19 protein-coding genes are annotated in these 22,607 nt (G+C 60.9%); 11 read left to right on the forward strand and 8 right to left on the reverse strand.

Going from position 1 to position 22,607, the window contains the following annotated elements; translation table 11 throughout:
• The first annotated feature begins 121 nt into the window (after positions 1 to 121).
• Both SGN16_RS09455 and SGN16_RS09460 read left to right on the forward strand, forming a co-directional pair.
• The gene (locus SGN16_RS09455; RefSeq protein WP_210643674.1) at positions 122 to 646 is read left to right on the forward strand and encodes a DUF6586 family protein; all 525 of its coding nucleotides are present in this window, start codon (positions 122 to 124) and stop codon (positions 644 to 646) included.
• 106 nt (positions 647 to 752) lie between these two features.
• Positions 753 to 986 carry a hypothetical protein gene (locus SGN16_RS09460; protein ID WP_122568400.1) on the forward strand — a complete coding sequence of 78 codons (234 nt, stop codon included), beginning with the start codon at positions 753 to 755 and terminating at the stop codon, positions 984 to 986.
• 72 nt (positions 987 to 1,058) lie between these two features.
• On the opposite strand, the gene sulA is transcribed toward SGN16_RS09460, so the two are convergent.
• Positions 1,059 to 1,532 (reverse strand): SOS-induced cell division inhibitor SulA, encoded by a 474-nt coding sequence (gene sulA / locus SGN16_RS09465; protein ID WP_210643675.1) that lies wholly within the window; start codon positions 1,530 to 1,532, stop codon positions 1,059 to 1,061.
• 10 nt (positions 1,533 to 1,542) lie between these two features.
• The gene (lexA, locus tag SGN16_RS09470) at positions 1,543 to 2,151 is read right to left on the reverse strand and encodes a transcriptional repressor LexA (RefSeq protein ID WP_003199651.1); all 609 of its coding nucleotides are present in this window, start codon (positions 2,149 to 2,151) and stop codon (positions 1,543 to 1,545) included.
• Between the two features lie 241 nt (positions 2,152 to 2,392).
• Between lexA and SGN16_RS09475 the strand changes: the two genes are divergently transcribed.
• From SGN16_RS09475 to SGN16_RS09485, 3 genes are all read left to right on the forward strand, one after another.
• Positions 2,393 to 3,100: a TetR/AcrR family transcriptional regulator gene (locus SGN16_RS09475; RefSeq protein ID WP_210643676.1), complete on the forward strand. Its 708-nt coding sequence runs from the start codon at positions 2,393 to 2,395 to the stop codon at positions 3,098 to 3,100.
• 162 nt (positions 3,101 to 3,262) lie between these two features.
• Positions 3,263 to 4,273 (forward strand): beta-N-acetylhexosaminidase, encoded by a 1,011-nt coding sequence (gene nagZ / locus SGN16_RS09480; protein WP_335944869.1) that lies wholly within the window; start codon positions 3,263 to 3,265, stop codon positions 4,271 to 4,273.
• A gap of 10 nt (positions 4,274 to 4,283) precedes the next feature.
• Positions 4,284 to 5,024 carry an S-methyl-5'-thioinosine phosphorylase gene (locus SGN16_RS09485; RefSeq protein ID WP_335944868.1) on the forward strand — a complete coding sequence of 247 codons (741 nt, stop codon included), beginning with the start codon at positions 4,284 to 4,286 and terminating at the stop codon, positions 5,022 to 5,024.
• Between the two features lie 205 nt (positions 5,025 to 5,229).
• Here SGN16_RS09485 and SGN16_RS09490 read toward each other — a convergent pair whose 3' ends face one another.
• From SGN16_RS09490 to mfd, 3 genes are read right to left on the reverse strand one after another with little or no spacing between them, the layout of a single operon-like run.
• The gene (locus tag SGN16_RS09490; RefSeq protein WP_335944867.1) at positions 5,230 to 7,923 is read right to left on the reverse strand and encodes a DEAD/DEAH box helicase; all 2,694 of its coding nucleotides are present in this window, start codon (positions 7,921 to 7,923) and stop codon (positions 5,230 to 5,232) included.
• 11 nt (positions 7,924 to 7,934) lie between these two features.
• Positions 7,935 to 8,501, reverse strand: a complete 567-nt coding sequence (locus tag SGN16_RS09495) for a CsiV family protein (protein WP_335944866.1) — start codon at positions 8,499 to 8,501, stop codon at positions 7,935 to 7,937.
• Positions 8,502 to 8,511: 10 nt separating this feature from the next.
• Positions 8,512 to 11,961, reverse strand: a complete 3,450-nt coding sequence (gene mfd, locus SGN16_RS09500) for a transcription-repair coupling factor (RefSeq protein ID WP_335944865.1) — start codon at positions 11,959 to 11,961, stop codon at positions 8,512 to 8,514.
• Positions 11,962 to 12,129: 168 nt separating this feature from the next.
• Here mfd and SGN16_RS09505 point away from each other — a divergent pair, with 168 nt between their 5' ends.
• A complete protein-coding gene (locus SGN16_RS09505; RefSeq protein ID WP_210643682.1) occupies positions 12,130 to 13,593 on the forward strand; it encodes a glyceraldehyde-3-phosphate dehydrogenase in 1,464 nt (487 codons plus the stop codon).
• A 153-nt stretch (positions 13,594 to 13,746) separates the two neighbouring features.
• Here SGN16_RS09505 and SGN16_RS09510 read toward each other — a convergent pair whose 3' ends face one another.
• Positions 13,747 to 15,045, reverse strand: a complete 1,299-nt coding sequence (locus SGN16_RS09510; protein WP_210643683.1) for an MFS transporter — start codon at positions 15,043 to 15,045, stop codon at positions 13,747 to 13,749.
• Between the two features lie 235 nt (positions 15,046 to 15,280).
• Between SGN16_RS09510 and SGN16_RS09515 the strand changes: the two genes are divergently transcribed.
• Together SGN16_RS09515 and sthA are read left to right on the forward strand one after the other, a co-directional pair.
• Positions 15,281 to 16,270, forward strand: a complete 990-nt coding sequence (locus SGN16_RS09515; RefSeq protein WP_335944864.1) for an FAD:protein FMN transferase — start codon at positions 15,281 to 15,283, stop codon at positions 16,268 to 16,270.
• Positions 16,271 to 16,481: 211 nt separating this feature from the next.
• On the forward strand, positions 16,482 to 17,876 hold the full coding sequence (gene sthA / locus SGN16_RS09520) for a Si-specific NAD(P)(+) transhydrogenase (protein WP_041020652.1): 1,395 nt from the start codon (positions 16,482 to 16,484) through the stop codon (positions 17,874 to 17,876).
• Positions 17,877 to 17,918: 42 nt separating this feature from the next.
• On the opposite strand, the gene SGN16_RS09525 is transcribed toward sthA, so the two are convergent.
• The gene (locus SGN16_RS09525) at positions 17,919 to 18,641 is read right to left on the reverse strand and encodes a glycerophosphodiester phosphodiesterase family protein (RefSeq protein WP_018604880.1); all 723 of its coding nucleotides are present in this window, start codon (positions 18,639 to 18,641) and stop codon (positions 17,919 to 17,921) included.
• Positions 18,638 to 19,234, reverse strand: coding sequence for a PilZ domain-containing protein (locus SGN16_RS09530; RefSeq protein ID WP_335944863.1), 597 nt, complete (start codon positions 19,232 to 19,234; stop codon positions 18,638 to 18,640). Before SGN16_RS09530 ends, SGN16_RS09525 begins: the two co-directional genes overlap by 4 nt.
• Before the next feature lie 94 nt (positions 19,235 to 19,328).
• On the opposite strand from SGN16_RS09530, the gene SGN16_RS09535 reads away from it, so the two are divergent.
• The 3 genes from SGN16_RS09535 (at position 19,329) to SGN16_RS09545 (ending at position 22,578) form a co-directional block, all read left to right on the forward strand.
• Positions 19,329 to 20,579: a lipoprotein-releasing ABC transporter permease subunit gene (locus SGN16_RS09535; RefSeq protein WP_210643687.1), complete on the forward strand. Its 1,251-nt coding sequence runs from the start codon at positions 19,329 to 19,331 to the stop codon at positions 20,577 to 20,579.
• Positions 20,580 to 20,586: 7 nt separating this feature from the next.
• Positions 20,587 to 21,270 (forward strand): lipoprotein-releasing ABC transporter ATP-binding protein LolD, encoded by a 684-nt coding sequence (gene lolD, locus SGN16_RS09540; RefSeq protein WP_162843734.1) that lies wholly within the window; start codon positions 20,587 to 20,589, stop codon positions 21,268 to 21,270.
• A gap of 63 nt (positions 21,271 to 21,333) precedes the next feature.
• Complete coding sequence (locus SGN16_RS09545; RefSeq protein ID WP_335944862.1) at positions 21,334 to 22,578, forward strand: lipoprotein-releasing ABC transporter permease subunit; 1,245 nt, start codon at positions 21,334 to 21,336, stop codon at positions 22,576 to 22,578.
• Positions 22,579 to 22,607 lie beyond the last annotated feature (29 nt).

The raw sequence follows: 22,607 nt of genomic DNA on the forward strand, positions 1-22,607 counted from the left end.
AGTGAACAGAAGGCCGCATGTTTTCATGCGGCCTTCTGGTTTTTGGCTTGCAGTGGCCTCGGTTGATCCACGACACTGTCGCACCTGCGTGAAGCTTTTATTTCGTTGGGGAGAAGCCACCATGGCCCACGAACTCTACACCCGCACCAATCAGAAAATTTATTTCGCCGGCTTGTCGCTCGAGGCGCTCGCCAGGGCGGAGGATGGGCGTGCGATGAATTCCCCTGCGCTGATCCAGGCAGGACGTGAGTCCGCGCTGTTTCATCTGTACGGTGCGTTGTTGGGGTTGTGCCATGAAATTGCCGGTTTCTATCGTCTGCCACAAGCGAATGCGCCACGGGCCGAGCTGCTGTTGACCCGGGAAGTGCTGGATACCATCGCCATCCCCGAGCTGGCCGAGATGGTCGAGCTGGCCCACAATCCGGAAACCTGGCTGGCCAGGCTGCTGGCAGCCCACGCGGCGCTGTTCGAGCCGCCGCGGGCCCCTCGCAAACCCAAGGGCGATGTGACCCAACCGTTGATCGTTGCGGTCAATCTGGATGAGCAGGAACCCGAGCAGGAGCTGAGCCAGGAGGAGCTGGAGAGCTGGCGCCAGAACCTGAAAAGCCTGGCGATTCGCTTTCGTGAAGGGTTGAACGAGTGCTGAGTTTTCCTTCAACCCGTTCTGATCGTTGATAACGCTTGGTCAAGATCCCGAGCGAAGCCTGACTGATGGCTATATAATCCTCGCCTTTGGTGGAGAACAGACTTTTATGCCTACGTCCTTTCTAGAAATTGTCGAACTTCCTGATGGCCGCATCGAGCTGCGCAGGGCTGAGGACGAAGGTTCTCTGGTTACCCTGAACTTCTCAGAAGATGCCAAGGTATTCCTTCAGGGCCAACATGTCGAAGTCGCCAAGGCGATGCTGAGCGTGGGCGTTCAGATGGCCGGTCGATTGGTTGAAGGCGAATTCAGCAAGGAAGAAGGGCCGCGGGTTCTTCATTGATCCCGTCTGTCGGTTTTTTGGACGTTAGTATAGCTGACCGGCTTCTCTGTCCTGGAGAAGCCCCGCGTTTGTTTAGCCCAATCGAATATTCAGGCTTTGTGCGTCCCCGGTGCGAGCGGCGCTGATCAACTGTTGCCGTGCGGTTGTGGTCAACGGATTGAGCCAGCTGACCACCGTATGGCTGCGACCCAAGCGCAAGGCTTCACACGTCAGCTGTTGGGCGCTTTGGGTGCCTCGTGGTTGCAGTAGCAGGATCCGTTCACGGTTCAGGCCCGCATCCCGCAGCCAGGCCTGGGTGACACTGGCTGGCGGCGCGATCAGCGTCAACCAGCGAGCGTCTTGGTCCTGGCTCAGTTCTCGCAGAATCGGCGCCAACAGGTTCAGGCAGTTTCCAGCCGCACCACGTAACGACAGCTCGCTGAAAGCCTCCGGCTCGACGCCCCAGGGCGATTCGATGACCTCTTTCAGGACTGGAACCAGCGGTTGGGCCATGAATGCCTCGAACAGCGGAAGTTGTGTGTGCTGTGGTGTGTGTGGGAACTGCATAAAGCCTCCTTTAGCGGCGAATGACGCCGACACTCAAGCCTTCGATGACCAGATCCTGATCTTTCAGGTTCACTTCGATGGGGGCGAACTCGGGATTCTCGGCGATCAGCCAGACCTTGCTGCCGTCGCGCTTGAAGCGCTTGACGGTCACTTCATCACCGATTCGTGCCACAACGATCTGGCCGTTACGGGCCTCACGCGTGGTGTGGACCGCCAGAAGGTCGCCGTCGAAGATGCCGATGTCTTTCATGCTCATGCCGTGCACGCGCAGAAGGTAATCAGCCCGTGGATGGAAGAATGAAGGATTGATATTGCAGGACTCCTCGACGTGCTGCTGGGCGAGGATCGGGGCGCCTGCTGCGACCCGGCCAATGATTGGCAGGGTGGTTTCGTCGGCCTTGGCTTCGAAGCCAGGAATGCGAATGCCGCGGGAAGCGCCCGGCGTCATTTCGATCGCACCTTTGCGGGCCAGCGCCTTGAGGTGTTCTTCAGCCGCGTTGGGCGACTTGAAACCCAGTTCCTGAGCGATTTCCGCGCGGGTCGGCGGGTAGCCGTTGTCTTCGAGGCAGCGTTTGATGAAGGCCAGAATCTCTGCTTGGCGTGGCGTCAGCTTTAGCATATTGATCGCTCTGTCTTTTTATACAGTGACTGGGATTATATACAGTGGACAGCGCTTGGCAATCCTCCTTTTTTCACCGCCCGCTGGACGGTCGGTCGTGCCGCTGGAAGCGACATGGCTACAGCCTGTTTAAAGGTGTGGTTAAATAACTGACCGGGCGTTCGCAAAACGTCCCGGCAGGCTTGACAACCCCAAGGCTGAAACGTATGTTTCAAACAAGTGTTTGTCAGGCGGAGTAGCCATGGCCCAGTCGGAAACCGTTGAACGCATTCTCGATGCTGCCGAGCAGTTGTTCGCGGAAAAAGGTTTCGCCGAAACCTCGTTGCGTCTGATCACCAGCAAGGCCGGGGTCAACCTGGCCGCGGTGAATTATCACTTCGGTTCGAAAAAAGCCTTGATCCAAGCGGTTTTTTCGCGCTTCCTCGGGCCTTTCTGCCTCAGCCTCGATCGCGAGCTGGAGCGGCGCCAGGCCAAGCCTGACGTCAAGCCTACCCTGGAAGAATTGCTGGAAATGCTGGTCGAGCAAGCGCTTGCCGTGCAGCCACGCAGCGGTAACGATCTTTCCATTTTCATGCGCTTGTTGGGCTTGGCATTCAGCCAGAGCCAGGGCCACTTGCGGCGTTATCTGGAGGACATGTACGGCAAGGTGTTCCGCCGCTACATGCTACTGGTCAATGAGGCCGCGCCGCAGATTCCGCCGATCGAGCTGTTCTGGCGCGTGCACTTCATGCTTGGTGCCGCCGCGTTCAGCATGTCGGGTATCAAGGCATTGCGGGCCATCGCGGAAACCGATTTCGGTGTGAACACGTCGATCGAGCAGGTGATGCGCCTGATGGTGCCATTCCTGGCTGCCGGCATGCGAGCTGAGAGCGGGGTCACCGATGAGGCCATGGCCGCCGCACAATTGCGTCCGCGCAGCAAATCAGCCCCGGCACTCGCCAAGGCTTGAGTGCACGGGTGGGCGCGGCTGTCTACATCCGCTAAGCTAGCCGCCCATGCCGACTCTCGTTTCGAACCCGCTTCATATTTCATCGCGCAACCGTGATCTGCCGGGCCTGGAGCTCGGTGGCGCGGTCGTGTCTGTGAGGTTCATCGTTATTAAGGAAGTGCTATGACTGCTGGCCTGCAAGGCTCGTTGATGGTGGACGTCGCCGGTACCTGGCTGACGGCTGAAGATCGCCACTTGTTGCGCCAGCCCGAAGTGGGTGGGCTGATTATTTTCGCGCGCAACATTGAACATCCGCGGCAGGTGCGCGAATTGAGTGCCTCGATCCGCGCTGTCCGTCCCGACCTCTTGCTGGCGGTCGATCAGGAAGGCGGCCGCGTGCAGCGCCTGCGCCAGGGTTTTGTGCGGTTGCCGGCGATGCGAGCGATTGCCGACAATCCGGATGCCGAATACCTGGCCGAGCAGTGCGGCTGGATCATGGCCACTGAAGTACTGGCGGTTGGCCTCGACTTGAGCTTTGCCCCGGTGCTGGACCTCGATTACCAACGCAGTGCGGTGGTTGGCAGTCGTTCCTTCGAGGGCGACCCCGAGCGTGCCGCGTTGCTGGCCGGTGCCTTCATCCGCGGCATGAACGCCGCCGGGATGGCAGCCACCGGCAAGCATTTCCCCGGGCACGGTTGGGCCGAGGCTGATTCCCATGTAGCCATTCCCAACGATGAGCGCAGTCTCGAGCAGATCCGCGCCAACGACCTGGTGCCATTCGCCAGGCTGAGCAAACAGCTCGCGGCGGTGATGCCGGCCCATGTCATCTACCCGCAGGTCGATGCCAATCCCGCGGGTTTTTCCCGACGCTGGCTGCAGGACATCCTGCGAGGCGAGTTGCACTTCGACGGCGTGATCTTCAGTGATGATCTGTCGATGGCCGGTGCCCATGTGGTCGGTGATGCTGCCAGTCGTATCGAGGCCGCTTTGTCGGCCGGTTGCGACATGGGCCTGGTGTGCAACGATCGCGCTGCGGCAGAGCTGGCCTTGAGTGCCGTCCAGCGGCTGAAGGTCCAGCCATCGACGCGGATTGCCCGTATGCGCGGCCAGGCCTTCGCCTCCACAGAATATCGCCAGGACCCGCGCTGGCTGACGGCGATCGGTGCGCTTAAAGCCGCTCAATTGATCGATTAAGGACTTTTTCATGACCGTTTACGCAATTATCGGCGGCACTGGCCTGACCCAGCTCGAAGGCCTGACCATTCGCCAGTCTCTGGCGGTTGAGACGCCCTACGGCGCGCCATCGGCTGAGGTGCAGATCGGTGAGTATGCCGGGCGCGAAGTGCTGTTCCTGGCTCGCCATGGCCATCCCCATCGTTTTCCACCCCATCAGGTAAACTACCGCGCCAATCTCTGGGCCCTCAAGCAGGCCGGCGCCGAGGCGATCCTGGCGGTCAACGCCGTGGGTGGCATTCATGCTGCGATGGGGACCGGGCATTTCTGCGTGCCCCATCAACTGATCGATTACACCAGCGGCCGTCAGCACACCTATTTTGCCGATGACCTGGAAGCGGTGACCCACATCGATTTCAGCTACCCCTACACGGAGTCTTTGCGTCAACAATTGATCGCAGCCCTCGCCGCCGAAGGCTGCGGCTACAGCAGCCATGGCGTATATGCCTGCACTCAAGGACCTCGCCTGGAAACCGTGGCTGAAATTGCCCGCCTGGAGCGCGACGGTTGCGACATTGTCGGCATGACCGGCATGCCGGAAGCGGCGCTGGCCCGTGAACTGGGCCTGGAGTACGCCTGCCTGGCCCTGGTGGTCAACCCGGCGGCAGGCAAGTCCACGGCAGTGATCACCATGGCCGAGATCGAGCAGGCGCTGCATGACGGGATGGGGAAGGTGAAGTCGACCTTGGCGCGGGTGTTGATGGCTGGCTAGTGGATGATTAAGTCCGTTGTCTGATAGTCAGCTATCGCGAGCAAGCTCGCTCTCACGAGGGGTTTTGGTGAGCACTCGTTCTGCCACCGCCTCGGAACAGTGTGGGAGCGAGCTTGCTCGCGATGACGGCGGCACAGTCAACATCTGCATGAACTGAACCACCGCTATCGCGAGCAAGCTCGGCTCCCACGGGGATCGGTGTGGATCAGCGCTTCTCCAGCTTATCCGGCAACGGCGCAAACAGTGCCTCGATATCGTCGCTCTGCAGTTTCCAGTCTCCGGCCACGCGTCCGTCCAGCACGCCGGCCGCCAGGTCGGATTTTTCCTTCTGCAGCAGTTGGATCTTCTCTTCCACCGTGCCACGCGCAATCAGTTTGTAGACGAAAACCGGCTTCTCCTGGCCGATGCGATAGGCGCGGTCGGTTGCCTGGTTTTCGGTGGCCGGGTTCCACCACGGGTCATAGTGAATCACCGTGTCGGCCTCGGTCAGGTTCAGGCCTACGCCGCCGGCCTTCAGGCTGATCAGGAAAATCTGCCGCTTGCCGCTTTGGAATTCCTTGACGGGCGTGCGTCGATCCCGGGTCTGGCCGGTCAGGATCGCGTAATCGACGCCGCGCTTTTTCAGCTCATCTTCGATCAGCGACAACATGGAGGTGAACTGGGAAAACAGCAGCACCCGGCGACCTTCTTCAAACAGTTCTTCGAGCATTTCCATCAGGCTGTCGAGCTTGCCGGAGGTGCTGCCCCGGGCGGGCAGGGTTGCATCGTTGATCAGGCGCAGGTCGCAGCACACCTGGCGAAGCTTGAGCAGCGCCTCGAGAATGATGATCTGGCTGCGGGCCACGCCTTTGCGGGTGATTTCATCGCGGACTTTCTTGTCCATGGCCAGGCGCATGGTTTCGTAGACGTCCCGCTGGGCATCGCTGAGTTCCACCCAATGGATGATTTCGGTCTTGGGTGGCAATTCTGTCGCCACTTGCTCCTTGGTCCTGCGCAGCAGGAACGGTTTTATCCGGCCGTTGAGGTGTTGCAGGCGTACGTCGCTACCGCGTTTTTCAATCGGTACGCGGTAGTCGCGGTTGAAGCTCTTGACGTCCCCGAGCCAGCCCGGCAGCAGGAAGTGAAACAACGACCACAATTCGCCCAGGTGGTTTTCCAGGGGCGTGCCGGACAGGCACAGTCGCTGCCGGGCATTGAGTTCACGGGCCGCCTGGGCGGCTTTGCTGGTGGGGTTCTTGATGTACTGGGCTTCATCCAGGATCAACACGTGCAGCGGCTGTGCTGCGAGGCGCTCGACATCCTTGGGCAGCAGCGCGTAGGTGGTAAGGACCAGATCGTATTCGGCCAACCGTTCGAAATGTTTCTTGCGCCCGGCGCCATACAGGGCCAGCACCTTGAGCTGCGGCGTGAAGTGGGCTGCCTCGTCGAGCCAGTTGGGGATCAGGCTGGTGGGCATGACCACCATGCACGGCCGGTCGAGGCGCCCGGCGTTTTTTTCGCTGAGAATGTGCGCCAGGGTCTGTAGGGTTTTACCCAGGCCCATGTCGTCCGCGAGGATGCCGCCGACTTCCAGCTGTCGCAGCGATTGCATCCAGCTCAAGCCTTCAAGCTGATAAGGCCGCAGCGTCGCGTTCAGGCCTTCTGGTGCGGTGGTGGTGTAATCCTTGATGTCCCGCAGACGCTGGGCCAGGCCCCGAATGTGTTCGCCACCCTCCCAGCTCAATGGCATGTCCTGCAACGGGTTCAGGCGCAAGGCGTCCGCGCTGTTGAGGCGCAGCTTGGTGGTGCCGGGCTCTTGCAGGTAAAACTCGCCCAGGGTCGCCAGCACCGGTTTCAGCCGGCCGTAGGGCAGGGCCACTTGCTGGGGGCCGAACTCGGAGTTCGGGCGGTTCGGCAAGTTGACCAGGATCAGTTCGTCGTCACGGCGCCGGGCCAGGCGTTCGGGGTTGAACAATTCGATGTGCGAGCGCATCAGGTTCAGCAGGATCGGCAGCAGACTCAGGCGTTCACCGTTGACGATGATCCCCAGTTCCAAGTCGAACCAGTCCCGTTCCGGCGTTTCCTCCACCGTGGCGTACCAGTCGTCCACGGCGGTCAGGTCGAAACCGAAGTCCTCGTCGATCTGCAACTCCCAACCTTGGTCGCGCAGTTTTGGCAGGTCGTTGAGGGTGAACGTCAGCCAGGCGCTGTCATTGACCATTTCGTACAGCTCGCCGGCACTTTCCGGCAGGGCCTTGCTTTGCCGGGTCGCAATCTTGAAGCCGAGGATTCGTAGCTGTTCGCGGTAGGACTGTTCCACATCTGTATGGCGTTTGATCCGCAGTGTCTGTGTTTCCTGGCGAATCAGCACGTCTGTATTGCGCTGGCCGCTGACGTATTCGTCCAGGTAGCTGAAGGACAGGGCGGCGCGGTGCTGAATGTAGCGCTGCATCTTGCCGTTGCGCGGTTCAAAGGCACTGAATTCGATGCTTGCCAGCCACAGGCGCGGCACCGGTTGCACGTTATCCACCAGCACCTGCGGCGGGGCCTTGGGGCTGCGGTTGTCCAGCACTGCCTGGAGTTTCTCCAGCAACTGCGCGTCTTTCTCGGCGGCAGGGTAGGACAGGGTTTCCTGGACTTGCAGCAGCACCGCCGCGCAATGCTTGCAGTTGATACGCACCGGGCAGGAACACGCGGCCTCGAGCAGAATCAGCGTGCCCTTGGCTGACTCTTTAAGGCGAATGGTCTGACGGTAGACGTTACCGCCAGAGCCTTCGCAACTGGCGGTGATGGTGCTGTCGCCGGCCTCGACGATCCTGACGCGGTTTTCCAGCGCATAACGGCGCCCGCGCTCCAGGCTCTGTTCCTTGAATCGATTGACCCAGGAAGGTGCCAGGGGTTTGCTCAGGGGCGAGGGCATAGGCGCGCCGATCAGTCCGGAATGGTTTCAGGCACCTGCCGTGGCGCGGGCGCGGTCAGCGAGGTGATCTTGATCAGCAAGCCGAGATGGCCGTTGTCGAGGAAATTCAACTGGCCGTTCTTGGTATGGCTCTGCTGTTTGAGGCGTTCGCTGGCCGTCACCAGGCCGTTGGCGTCGATCTGGTTGATCCAGAAATCGGCATCCACATCGGTGAAGCGGCCCAGTTTCAGTTCCAGGGTGCCCTCGATAGGGAATTGACCAAACTGTTCAGTGCCATCGCTGAGGGCGACTTTTCTGCCCTGTTCGCCCAGGTTCTGCTGCCAGGCCTTGTGCATCAAGACTGTGTACTGGCCGCTGGCATTGAGTTTCTCCACGATGGCACCAAGCGCTGGCGTGCGTTGGCTGTTCGCGTCCAGACGCTGCGCGCCGGCGTCCCAGTCCTCTGGTGCAGCGCGGCTGATAATCGCCGGTTCGGCGTTCTGGCGCACCAGAATCATTTCAACCTGATACAGGTCGTCGGCAAACGCCAGGGGAGTGACCAGGGTCATCAACAAGGTCAGTGAGCGAAACAGGCGCATTTGGCGTCCTTCAAGCAGTGGTCGGAGTGAGGCGCTCGAACAGCGCTTCTACGGTATTGAAACGCTCTTCCGGGCGTTCCATGGGCACCATGAATTTGAACATCGTGGCCCCTTCGAACTTGTAGCGTTTGGGCTGGCCCTGGATCAGTTTGATCAACACCAGCGGATCGACCGGGGTCTGGGCCTCGAACTCGATGCGACCGCCGTTGGGGCCGCCGTCGACTTTCTTGATGCCCAGCTGTTCGGCCTTGAGCTTGAGCAGCGTCGTGCGCACCAGGTTCTTGGTCGGTTCCGGCAGCAGGCCGAAGCGGTCGATCATCTCCACTTGCAGGTCCTTGAGGCCTTCCTCGTCGCTGGCCGAGGCGATGCGTTTGTAGAGAATCAGTCGCGCGTGGACATCCGGCAGGTAATCTTCCGGGATCAGCGCCGGCACCCGCAGGTTGATTTCCGGCCCGCCGCCCAGCGGCTGGTCGAGGTTTGGCTGTTCGCCCTTGCGAATCGACTTGACCGCGCGTTCGAGCATCTCCATGTACAAGGTGAAGCCGACGGCCTGGATCTGGCCGCTCTGGCCATCACCCAGCAATTCGCCAGCGCCACGGATTTCCAGGTCGTTGGTGGCCAGCACGAAACCGGCACCGAGGTCCTGGGTGTTGGCGATGGCCTCCAGGCGTTTTTCCGCATCCGGAGTGATCTGCTGGCGTGGCGGGGTCAACAGGTAGGCGTAGGCCTGGTGGTGACTGCGCCCGACCCGGCCGCGCAACTGGTGCAATTGGGCCAGGCCGAACTTGTCGGCGCGCTCGATGATGATGGTGTTGGCGCTCGGCACGTCGATGCCGGTCTCGATGATGGTCGAGGCAATCAGCACGTTGAAGCGCTTGTGGTAGAAGTCGCTCATCACCTGTTCGAGCTCACGTTCGCGCATCTGCCCATGGCCGATGCCGATACGAGCTTCCGGCACCAGCTCGGCCAGGTCGGCGGCGCATTTCTCGATGGTCTTCACGTCGTTGTGCAGGTAATAGACCTGGCCACCACGCAGCAACTCACGCAGCAAGGCTTCCTTGATCGTGCTTTTGTTCTGCTCCATGACGAAGGTGCGCACCGACAGGCGCCGGGCCGGCGGTGTGGCGATGATCGACAGGTCGCGCATGCCTGACACCGCCATGTTCAGCGTGCGCGGGATCGGCGTGGCGGTCAGGGTCAGGATGTCGACTTCGCTGCGCAGGGCCTTGAGTTGTTCTTTCTGGCGCACCCCGAAGCGGTGCTCTTCGTCGATGATCACCAATCCCAGGTTTTTGATCTTCACGTCGTCTTGCAGCAATTTGTGCGTGCCGATGACGATGTCGATCTTGCCCTCGGCCAGGTCGGCGACGGCGGCGTTGACTTCCTTGGTGGATTTGAAGCGGCTCATCACCTCCACGGTCACCGGCCAGTCGGCGAAACGGTCGCGGAAACTGTTGTAGTGCTGCTGGGCGAGCAGGGTGGTCGGCACCAGGATCGCCACCTGCTTGCCGCCGTGCACGGCAATGAACGCGGCGCGCATCGCCACTTCGGTCTTGCCGAACCCCACGTCGCCGCATACCAGGCGGTCCATCGGCTTGGGCGCGAGCATGTCGGCGCGCACGGCTTCGATGGTGGTTTGCTGGTCGACGGTTTCTTCGAACGGGAAACCGGCGCTGAAGGTTTCGTAGTCGGCTTTCGGGTCGGCGAAGGCGTAACCCTCGCGGGCGGCGCGGCGAGCGTAGATGTCCAGCAGCTCGGCGGCCACGTCGCGCACCTGTTCGGCGGCCTTGCGCTTGGCTTTCTGCCAGGTTTCCGAGCCCAGGCGATGCAGAGGGGCCAAGGCGTCGTCGCTGCCGGTGTAGCGGGCGATCAGGTGCAGGTTCGCCACTGGCACGTAGAGCTTGGCGCCCTCGGCGTATTCCAGTGTGAGGAATTCGGCCGCCTGGTGGTCGATCTCCAGGGTCGCCAGGCCCAGGTAGCGGCCCACGCCGTGGTCGATGTGCACCACCGGCGCGCCTTCGCGCAGCTCGGTGAGGTTCTTGATCACCGCATCGTTGGCGGCGTCGGCGCGTTTCTCACGACGGCGGCGCTGCATGACACGTTGGCCGAACAGCGGGCTCTCGGCCACCAATGCCAGGGCCGGGTCATCAAGTACAAGGCCGTCGTTCAATGGCGCGATGGTAATCGCCAGGCGATCCTTGCCGGCGACGAAGTCCGGCCAGTTGTCCACCGTCTTCGGCCGTAGTTTCAGGCGCTCAAGCAACTCCAGCAGCACTTCGCGACGACCTGCGGATTCCGCGGTGAACAATACGCGGCCGGGGAACTTGTCGAGAAAACCAGCCAGCGCCGCCAAGGGTTGCGTGGCCTTGGCTTCGATCGCCAGGTCTGGCAAGGGGCTGGCCGCAAAGCGTTCACGCCCGACCCCGGTCTCCACGTCCTGCTGGCTCGCCACCACTCGTGGCCAGCTCTTGAGGCGGGCGAAGCAGTCTTCCACCGGCAAGAACAGTTCGGCCGGTGGCAATAAAGGACGGGAAGGATCGACGCGACGCTCTTCGTAGCGGTTGCGCACGTCGTTCCAGAAGTTTTCCGCAGCCTGTTCGATGCCCGGCAAGGAAAACACTTGGGTGTCCTGGGGCAGGTAATCGAACAGAGTGGACGTTTCTTCGAAAAACAGTGGCAGGTAGTACTCGATACCGGCGGGAGTAATCCCGCTGCTCAGGTCCTGAAAGATCGGGCAGCGGCGGAAATCCACATCGAAACGCTCACGAAAGCGCGCCTTGAAGCGGGTCACGGCGTCTTTTTGCAGTGGGAATTCCTTGGCCGGCAACAGGCGGACCGACTGTACTTTGTCGATAGAACGCTGATTTTCCGGGTCGAAGGTGCGCAGTGTCTCGATTTCGTCATCGAACAGGTCGATGCGATACGGCAGTTTGCTGCCCATCGGGAACAGGTCGATCAGGGCGCCGCGTACCGCGAACTCGCCGTGCTCGTACACGGTGTCGACGCAACGATAGCCGCTGGCCTCCAGGCGGGTGCGCATCTGTTCGACGTCGAGCTTCTGGCCGATGTCCAGCACCAGGCTGCTGCCGAGCAGGAATTGGGTCGGAGCCAGGCGATGTAGGGCTGTGGTGATCGGCACTACCAAAACGCCATGACTGAGCTCCGGCAGCCGATAAAGGCTGGCGATTCGCTGGGAAATGATGTCCTGGTGAGGCGAAAACAGATCGTAAGGCAGGGTTTCCCAGTCCGGAAAATGCAGCACGGGCAAATCCGGGGCGAAGAAACTCAGCTCCTGTTCCAGCCGCTCGGCGCTTTGGCTGTCGGCGGTCAGCAGCAGGGTGAAACGCTTTGCAGCGCTGGCAGCCTCGGCAATGGCCAGGCTCAGGGCGGCACCGGGCAGGTTGCCCCAGTGCTGTTTACCTGCCGCGGCAGGGAGTAGCGGAAGACGCAGAACGGGCACGGAAGGTTGAGCTCCAGCGTTGCGACAAAGTCGACAATTGTAGCGGGGGAAGGGGGCGGCTGTCAGTCGCAGACTACCGTGACAGACAGGAAAACCACGGTGCGACAGGCGCGCATTGCTCCGCAGTGGACTCGGCGGCATAATGTAGCCCCTTTTTTCAGTCCCTACATGTGGAAGGTTCCCGTGACTCAGAAGCCCGACCAGTGTCTTGGTGAATGGATCGATCGTGAAGCACTCGCAGAAGCGATGATCCCTCTCATCGGTCAGCTCTACCGCAATAACAACGTGGTGAGCTCGATCTATGGCCGCAGCCTGATCAACCAGTCTGTCATCGCGATTCTCAAAGCACATCGCTTTGCCCGCCACCGTCAGTCCGACGACAGCGAATTGTCCGTCCACGAAACTTTCCCCCTGCTCAAGGCGATGAGCGAGCTCAAGCTCGGTGCCGCTTCGGTGGATCTGGGCAAGCTGGCCGTCAAGTACAAGGCCCAGGGTAATGGCCGCACGGCCGAGCAGTTCGTTCGCGAAGAACTCGCCGATGTGGTCGGTCAGCAGAACGTTTCGGCCCGTAAAGGCACTGACGTCGTGCTGTACGGCTTCGGTCGTATCGGTCGTCTGCTGGCGCGCATCCTGATCGAGAAAACCGGTGGTGGCGACGGCCTGCGCCTGCGCGCCATCGTGGTGCGCAAAGGCGCCGAGAATGACCTGGTCAAACGCGCCAGCCTGCTGCGCCGCGATTCGGTCCACGGCTCGTTCAACGGCACCATCATCATCGACGAAGAAAACAACACCATCCTCGCCAACGGCAACCTGATCCAGGTGATCTACGCGAAGAACCCGACCGAGGTGGATTACACCCAGTACGGTATCAAGGACGCCCTGCTGGTGGACAACACTGGCGTATGGCGTGATGCCGAAGGCCTGGGCCAGCACCTGTCCTGCCCGGGTATCGACCGCGTTGTCCTGACCGCGCCTGGCAAGGGCAAGCTGAAGAACATCGTTCACGGTATCAACCACGGCGAAATCACCGCTGACGACAAGATTGTCTCCGCCGCTTCCTGCACCACCAACGCCATCGTGCCGGTGCTCAAGGCTGTGAACGACAAGTTCGGCATCGTCAACGGTCACGTTGAAACGGTTCACTCGTACACCAACGACCAGAACCTGATCGACAACTTCCACAAGGGCGACCGCCGTGGCCGCAGCGCCGCGCTGAACATGGTGATCACCGAGACCGGTGCCGCCACCGCCGCTGCCAAGGCCCTACCTGAGCTGGCGGGCAAGCTGACCGGTAACGCGATCCGTGTGCCGACGCCAAACGTGTCGATGGCTATCCTCAACCTGAACCTTGAGAAAGCCACCACCCGCGAAGAGATGAACGAGTACCTGCGCTACATGGCGCTGCACTCCGACCTGCACAAGCAGATCGACTTCGTTAACTCGCAGGAAGTGGTTTCCACTGACTTCGTGGGCTCGCGTCACGCCGGTGTGGTCGATGCTGAAGCCACCATCTGCAACGATAACCGCGTTGTGTTGTACGTCTGGTACGACAACGAATTCGGTTACAGCTGCCAGGTGGTTCGCGTGATGGAAGACATGGCCGGTGTAAACCCGCCAGCATTCCCACGCTAAGCTTTAGCTGCAAATGAAAAACGCCCCGACTTGTCGGGGCGTTTTTTTGTCTGGGTTTTGTGGTGACTGGGCGGGCCTCATCGCGAGCAAGCTCGCTCCCTCAGGGTATGCGCGGTCAACTGTGGGAGCGAGCTTGCTCGCGATAGCGATCTCTCAAGCGCCGCCGACCACCGAGGCCTGTGCTGTGCGCAGCGCATGCCGATTACCCTTGAACAGCACCAAGGTCGCAATCAACCCCAGCACCGCTGCGCCACTGAGCCAGATCCCCGGCGCTGCCTTGTTATCCAATACATGAATCAGGTAAGTGCAGGCCGCCGGGGTAAATCCACCAAAGGTCGCCGTCGCCAGGCTGTAGGCCAGGGAGAAGCCGGTGGTGCGCACCTCGACCGGCATGATTTCCGTCAAGGCCACCACCATGGCACCGTTGTACGATCCATACAGGAACGATAGCCACAGTTCGACGATCAGCAGATGGCTGAAGCTGGGGTTCATCACCAGCCAGGACAGTGCCGGATACGCGGTGAGGATTGCCAGGATAGTTGCGCCGAGGAGTAAGGGCTTGCGTCCGATTTTGTCGGAAAATGCCCCCATCACCGGCAGCCAGAAAAAGTTCGACAAGCCGATGCACACTGTGACCAGCAACGCGTCCAGGTCCGACAGGTTCAACTCGGCCTTGCCGAAGGTCGGCGTGTATGCGGTGATCAGGTAGAACGACACCGTGGTCATCACCACCAGCGCCATGCCAGCCAAGACGATGCCAAAGTTCTGACCGATGGAGCGGACAATTTCCGACAGGGTAGGGCGATGTTTTCTTGCCTGGAATTCAGGTGTTTCCTCCAATGAACGACGGATCACGAATATCGCCGGCACGATCATGCAACCCACCAGGAACGGTACGCGCCAGCCCCAGTCGCCCATCTCCTGAGGACTCAGCCAGTGATTGAGGCCCACCCCCAGCAGGCCGGCAAATACCACGGCGGCCTGTTGGCTGGCCGATTGCCAACTGACAAAGAAACCCTTGCGTCCCGGCGTGGAAATTTCCGCCAGGTACACCGAAACACCGCCCAGCTCCACACCGGCGGAGAAGCCTTGCAGCAGCCGACCCAGCAGCACCAGCAGTGGTGCGGCCACGCCCAGGCTGGCGTAGCCCGGCACGCAGGCGATCAGTATGGTGCCCATGGCCATCAGCGCCAGGGTAATGATCAAGCCTTTGCGGCGACCGTGACGGTCGATGTAGGCACCGAGGAAAATCGCCCCCAGGGGGCGCATCAGGAACCCGGCACCGAACGTGGCCAGGGACAACATCAGCGAGGCGAAAGCACTGTCGGTGGGGAAGAACGTCTTGGCGATGGCCGTGGCGTAGAAGCCATAGACCATGAAGTCGAACATCTCCAGGAAGTTGCCGCTGACAACGCGAAAGATCGCCTTGCCGTTGCTCGTGGTGGAAGGCATAGGTAGGTACTCACTCTGACAATCTTGTATGAAAGCGCTGCACTTTCTGTGGGAGCGAGCCTGTTCGCGATAACGTCGGATCAATCGGCATAGCGATTGGCTGACGCGCCGCCATCGTGAGCAGGCTCGCTCCCACAGTTTTTTGTGTCTGGACTGACTGGCGCTGAAGCCCATAATGGCTGGCGCGGTTTTGAGGGGAGATGAAGATTTGTTAACTGGACGATGGATTGCGCTTGTGGTGCTGGTCAGTGTGTTGTCCGGATGTGGCAACGACGGCACCCTGGAGCGCTTCGACGGTCCGACCATGGGCAGTCACTATTCGATTCAGTACGTCAGGCATTCCGCTACACCTGGACCGAAAGCGGTACAGATCGAGGTGGAAAGCATCCTCGCCGACGTGGATCGGCAATTCTCGACCTATCGCAGCGATTCGGACATTGAGCGTTTCAATGCGTTGCCGGCCAATAGCTGCCAGATCATGCCTGGCCCTGTTCTGGAATTGGTCCGTGTGGGTGAACAGTTGTCCTCACAAAGCGGCGGCTCCTTCGATCTGACGGTGGAGCCGCTATTGAACCTGTGGGGCTTCGGTCCCCAGTCCCGAGAAGAGAAAGTACCGACCGCAGAATCCCTGTCCCTGGCGCGCGAGCGCGTCGGGCACAGTCATTTGCGCATCGACGGCGACCGGTTGTGCAAGGACGCCGCAGTGGAGGTCGACTTCAACAGTATCGCCGCAGGCTATGCCGTCGACCGCATCGCCACCAGGCTCCAGGGCTTGGGCATCGACAGCTACCTGGCCGAAGCCACTGGCGAGCTCAAGGCTGTCGGGCGCAAACCCGATGGTTCGGCCTGGCGCATTGCCCTGGAGGAACCACGGGACGACCGGCAAGTGGCCGAGCGAGTCATCGAGGTCAACGGCTATGGGGTTTCGACGTCCGGTGATTACCGTCGTTATTTCGAGCAGGATGGCGTGCGCTATTCCCACGCCTTCGATGCGCGCACCGGTGCGCCGGTCCTACACAACCTGGCGTCAGTCACAGTGATTCATCCTTCGGCGTTGATGGCCGATGGACTATCGACGCTGTTGCTGATTCTCGGCCCTGAACGGGGTTGGGACTATGCCCAGGAACATGGCATCGGGGTATTTTTCGTGCTGCGTGATGGCGATCGGTATGTCACCCGTACCAACGATATGTTTGAACGGATGAGCAACGGAAAAAGCCAATGATGACAGTGTTACGAAAGCGTACCTGTGGCGAAATAGCGCAGGCAAAACTAGCCTCCGACGCGACCAAGGGGTAATGTGCGCGGCGTTGACGCTTCTATAGACTGTGGCCGGGCTCGTGAACCGGCCCCAAATTGTTCCTTCATGCCGCAAGCCGGCATGATTTAGCCGTCGGTGCCAAGTGAGGCGCCACGGCCTGTTCTGAGGAGTACGCATGGCTGTCTACAACTACGACGTGGTGGTACTGGGTTCCGGCCCGGCGGGTGAAGGCGCGGCAATGAACGCCGCCAAGGCTGGGCGCAAGGTGGCGATGGTCGACAGCCGTCGGCAGGTCGGCGGCAACTGCACTCACTTGGGCACCATCCCGTCCAAGGCCTTGCGTCACTCGGTCCGGCAGATCATGCAGTTCAACACCAACCCGATGTTCCGGGCCATCGGCGAGCCGCGCTGGTTCTCCTTCCCGGACGTGCTCAAGAGCGCCGAGAAGGTGATCTCCAAGCAGGTCGCCTCGCGCACTGGCTACTACGCCCGCAATCGCGTTGACGTGTTCTTTGGCACCGGCAGCTTTGCCGATGAGCAGACCGTCGAAGTGGTCTGCGGCAACGGCGTGGTCGAGAAACTGGTAGCCAAGCACATCATCATCGCCACCGGCTCGCGCCCGTATCGCCCGGCTGACATCGATTTCAACCACGCCCGTATCTACGATAGCGACACCATCCTGAGCCTGGGCCACACCCCGCGCAAACTCATCGTCTACGGCGCTGGCGTGATCGGTTGCGAATACGCCTCGATCTTCAGCGGCTTGGGTGTGCTGGTGGAACTGGTGGATAACCGCGGCCAGTTGCTGAGCTTCCTGGACTCGGAAATTTCCCAGGCCCTGAGTTATCACTTCAGCAACAACAACATCACGGTTCGCCACAACGAAGACTACGACCGCGTCGAAGGTGTGGACAACGGCGTGATCCTGCACCTCAAGTCCGGCAAGAAGATCAAGGCCGACGCCTTGCTCTGGTGCAACGGTCGCACGGGCAACACTGACGCCCTGGGCCTGGAAAACATCGGCGTGAAGGTCAACAGTCGTGGCCAGATCGAAGTCGACGAGAACTACCGCACTTGCGTGCCGAACATCTACGGCGCCGGTGATGTGATTGGCTGGCCGAGCTTGGCCAGTGCCGCACACGACCAGGGCCGTTCGGCCGCCGGCAGCATCGTCGATAATGGCAGCTGGCGTTTCGTCAATGACGTGCCGACCGGTATCTACACCATTCCGGAGATCAGCTCGATCGGTAAGAACGAGCAGGAACTGACCCAGGCCAAGGTGCCTTATGAAGTGGGCAAGGCCTTCTTCAAGAGCATGGCGCGGGCACAGATCGCCGGTGAGCCGCAAGGCATGCTGAAGATCCTGTTCCACCGCGAGACCCTGGAGGTGCTGGGTGTGCACTGCTTCGGCTACCAGGCCTCGGAGATCGTTCACATTGGCCAGGCGATCATGAACCAGCCGGGTGAGTTGAACACGCTGAAGTACTTCGTCAACACCACGTTCAACTACCCGACCATGGCCGAGGCCTATCGGGTAGCGGCCTATGACGGGCTCAACCGGCTTTTTTGAGCGGCTCCGGCCGGTGGCCTGAGCCGGCCGGGGAGACCGATTTCAGCAATTCTCGAGCGTGGCAGTGGCCAAACCGGGAAAGTCTGTAATCAGGCTGTCAGCGCCAAAGTCGGCGAGCCTGCGCATCAGCGCGGGCTCGTTGACGGTCCACACCGACACATGCAGCCCCTGGCGCTGGGCCTTGACCAGGCGTTCGGGTGTGCACAGCGTCCAGTTCAGCGCCAGAATCTCACAGCCATAGCTCTGGGCCACCTTCAGCGGGTCGAGCCAGGCGTATTCGGCCACCAGACCGCGTGAGATGTCCGGCGTCAGGTCCAGGGCCGCCTTGAGCACTTCCCTGGAGCTGGAAGTGATGGTGATTTTGTCCAGCAGCCCGAAACGCTGGGCCATTTCACGGATCCCCAGTACGGTGGCTGCGGCACGGGTACGTGAAGCGCTTTTGACTTCCAGTTGCCAGTGCTCGAAATCACACTTTTCGAACAGCTCTTCCAGGCGTGGGATCGGGCACGGCTTGATCCAGCCCGGGCCGCCCTTGCGCGCATCGTAGGTCACCAGTTCGGCGGCGGTGTGCTCGACCACCTTGCCCCTGCGATCGGTGGTGCGCTTGAGGGTCGGGTCGTGGATCACCATCAACTCGCCGTCCATGGACAGGTGCAGGTCCAACTCGCAACGGCGCACGCCGTGCTTGAGGCACTCCTGAAAGCCGGTCAGGGTGTTTTCCGGTGCTTCGCCCTTGGCGCCGCGGTGGCCATAAATGAGGGTCACGGTTCTTCCTTATTGATACCTGATTCGTTCTGTTCCCGGGCCAGGCGACGTTCTTGCGCCTGTTTCTGCAGGATGTAGCGGGCCAGTAGCTGACGCTGGGCGTCGGTCGGGCGCTCGAACTCGGTGCCCACGTCGTAGCCGTCGCCCTTGGGATCGCAGTGGGTGACACGTGCCCGAAGCAGCAAGCCCAGGGCTTGCGGCATCAGTACCAGCTTGATCGACAGGTGCGCGCCCACAGCGATAGGGGTGGGGGACTGGAAGTCGATGCCGCCTTCGGAAATGATCACCGGTTGCGGTTTGCCGATTTCACCGAGCACCGTGAGGGCAATGACCTGGCTGAGCAGGTCGATGCGTTTGTTCATCGCCTTGAGGTACGCCGCGATGCTGCGTTCGCGCTCGCTGATCTGGCGCAGCAGGTGCTGTGACTCGAATTCGCTCAGGTGCAGTTCACTGAGCAGATTGAACAGTGGAGAAGCATCCTGCAACACTTCCTGGCCAGCAGCTTCAGGAATGGAGAGGGGCCGAATTTCCAGTGCGATCGTGTCCTCGATACGGTAGTATTCGCGGCGATCTTCTTCATCTAATGTCGACATGGCGAACCCATGGTAGCGGCGGTGGTCTGAGTGTAAAGCTGGTTTGTGACCCCCGCCACAAGGACGTTCCTTTTCCCTCCGAACAAGCCCCGACATGTTCAGACCTCTCTTCGTATTTATCGGCACGCGTTATACCCGTGCAAAACGTCGCAATCATTTTGTATCGTTCATTTCCCTGACTTCCATCATCGGACTGGCCCTTGGCGTGGTCGTGATGATCGTCGTGCTTTCGGTGATGAACGGCTTCGATCATGAGATGCGCACCCGCGTGCTGGGCATGGTGCCCCACGCGACCCTCGAATCCGGCGAAGCCATCAGCGACTGGCCGAGCCTGGCCGCCAAGGTCAAGCAGAACCCGCAGGTGCTGGCCGTTGCGCCATTCACCCAGATGCAGGGGCTGCTGACCAACAACGGCAAGGTTTCCAAGGTCTTGCTCAATGGCATCGATCCTGCGCTCGAGCGGCAGGTGTCGATCATCGACAACTTCATGCAGCAGGGAAAACTCGATGACTTGACGCCAGGCAGCTTCGGCATCGTCATCGGTGACAAGGCCGCGGCCAAGCTCGGCGTGGCCATCGGTGACAAGCTGACCTTCGTTGCCCCGGAAGTCACCGTGACCCCGGGCGGCATGTTTCCGCGCATGAAACGCTTTACCGTGGTCGGCATTTTTCATGTCGGTGCCGGCGAGCTGGACGGTTACCTGGGCGTCACCAACCTCCAGGACCTGGCGCGGCTGCATCGCTGGAAGCCGGATCAGGTCCAAGGCCTGCGGTTGAAGTTCGACGACCTGTTCCAGGCACCGCGCGTCGCCTGGACCCTCGCCCAGCAGCTCGGCGAAGACCGCTACTACGCCCGGGACTGGACCCGTACCCACGGCAACCTGTACCAGGCGATCCGTATGGAAAAAGCCATGATTGGCCTGCTGCTGTTGCTGATCGTCGCCGTCGCGGCGTTCAACATCATCTCCACGCTGGTGATGGTGGTGAACGACAAGAAAGGCGACATCGCCATCTTGCGCACCCTCGGTGCCACGCCGGGGCAGATCATGCGGATCTTCATGGTCCAGGGCACGGTCATTGGTGTGATCGGTACGTTCGTCGGCGCCTTGGTCGGGATGTTCGCCGCGCTGAACGTCAGCGCTGCGATTGCCGCTCTCGAAGGCCTGATCGGGCACAAGTTTCTCAACGCCGACGTGTATTTCATCGACTACCTGCCGTCGCAATTGCAGGCCGATGACGTGTTGATGGTCTGCGGCGCCGCGTTGGTCCTGAGTTTCCTCGCCACCCTGTATCCAGCCTGGCGTGCCGCGCGCACCCAGCCTGCGGAGGCGTTACGTTATGAGTGAGTCGGGCATGAGTGAAAAAGCGATCTTGAGTTGCCGCAACCTGGGCAAATCCTACGAGGAAGGCCCTGAGTCGGTGGTGGTGTTGTCGGGCCTGCAACTGGAGTTGCATCCTGGCGAGCGCGTGGCGATTGTCGGCACCTCGGGGTCGGGCAAGAGTACCTTGCTCAACCTGCTGGGTGGCCTCGATACACCGACCGCCGGCAGTGTCTGGCTGGCGGGCGAAGAGCTGTCGGCACTGAATGAGAAGGCCCGCGGTCTGCTGCGCAACCGTTCCCTGGGCTTTGTGTACCAGTTCCACCACTTGCTGCCTGAGTTCACTGCACTGGAAAACGTCTGCATGCCGCTGTTGATCGGCCGCACCGCGATTCCTGAAGCCCGTCAGCGCGCCACGGCGTTGCTGGAGCGGGTAGGGCTGGGCCATCGCCTGGAGCATAAGCCGGCGGAACTGTCCGGTGGTGAGCGCCAGCGCGTGGCGATTGCCCGGGCCCTGGTGAACAAGCCTGGCTTGGTGATGCTCGACGAGCCGACCGGCAACCTCGACTCCCACACCGCCCAAGGCATCCAGGATTTGATGCTGGAACTCAGCACCTCGATGCGCACCGCGTTCCTGGTGGTGACCCACGATATGAACCTGGCCCGGCAGATGGACCGCGTCCTGCACTTGCAGGAAGGTTGCCTGACGCCCATCTGACCGACCGAAACCCGGCGCTTGCTACACGCGCCGGGTCTTTTATTTTTATACGGTGCCCCGCGAATGTTCAGACCGTTATCGATCTTTATCGGCACGCGCTATACCCGCGCCAAGCGCCGCAATCGCTTTGTTTCGTTCATCTCCATGACCTCGATGATCGGCCTCGCCCTGGGTGTGCTGGCGATGATCGTGGTGCTGTCGGTGATGAATGGCTTCCAGCGCGAAATGAGTTCGCGCATCCTCGGCATGGTGCCCCATGCCACTATCGTTGGCGTCAATCCGATCGACGATTGGCAGCCGGTGGCCGCCGCAGCGCTGAAAAACCCCGAAGTAACCGCCGCCGTCCCGTTCACCGAGATGGAAGGCATGCTTAGTCATAAGGGTTCGATGCAGCCGGTCCAGATCAGCGGTGTCGACCCTGCCCAGGAAGGCAAGGTGTCCATCGTCGCCCAGCACATCGTCCAGGGGCGTCTCGATGCCTTGAAACCGGGCGAATTTGGCGTGGTGATCGGTGAAATCACTGCTCGACGCTTTCGTCTGAACGTCGGCGACAAAATCACCCTGATCGTGCCGGAAGTCAGCACCGCGCCGGGTGGTATCACCCCGCGGATGCAGCGACTGAATGTCGTGGGCGTGTTCAAGGTAGGCGCCGAGCTGGATGGCTCCATGGCCCTGATCCACCTTGCCGATGCCGCGCAGATGCAGCATTGGCAGCCTAACCAGGTGCAGAGCGTGCGCCTGGCGGTCAAAGACCTGTACGCGGCGCCGAAGGTTTCCGGTGACATTGCCACGAGCCTTGGCGCGAACTTCAAGGCCGATGACTGGACCCATACCCAGGGCAGCCTGTTCAGTGCCATGAAAATGGAAAAAACCATGATCGGTTTGCTGCTGTTGATGATCGTCGCGGTGGCGGCGTTCAACATCATCGCCACCCTGATCATGGTGGTGAACGACAAGGGCGCGGATATTGCGATCCTGCGTACCATTGGCGCCACGCCGCGGCAGATCATGGCAATCTTCATGGTTCAAGGCACGGTGATCGGTGTCGTCGGCACTCTGATCGGCGGCGTCCTGGGGGTGATTGCGGCATTGAATGTCAGTGATCTGGTGGGCTGGCTGGAGAGAGTGAGTGGCCAGCACATCTTCAGTTCCGACGTGTACTTCGTCAGCAACCTGCCGTCGGAGCTTCAGCGCGGCGATGTGCTGCTGATCTGTTCCGCTGGCTTCATCCTGAGTTTCCTCGCCACCGTCTATCCGGCGTGGCGTGCGGCGAAGATCGAGCCGGCGCAGGCGTTGCGTTATTCCTGAGCAACTACACAATGGGTTTGCTGAGCCAC

The organism is Pseudomonas sp. G166, assembly GCF_037027455.2.
Taxonomy (GTDB): domain Bacteria; phylum Pseudomonadota; class Gammaproteobacteria; order Pseudomonadales; family Pseudomonadaceae; genus Aquipseudomonas.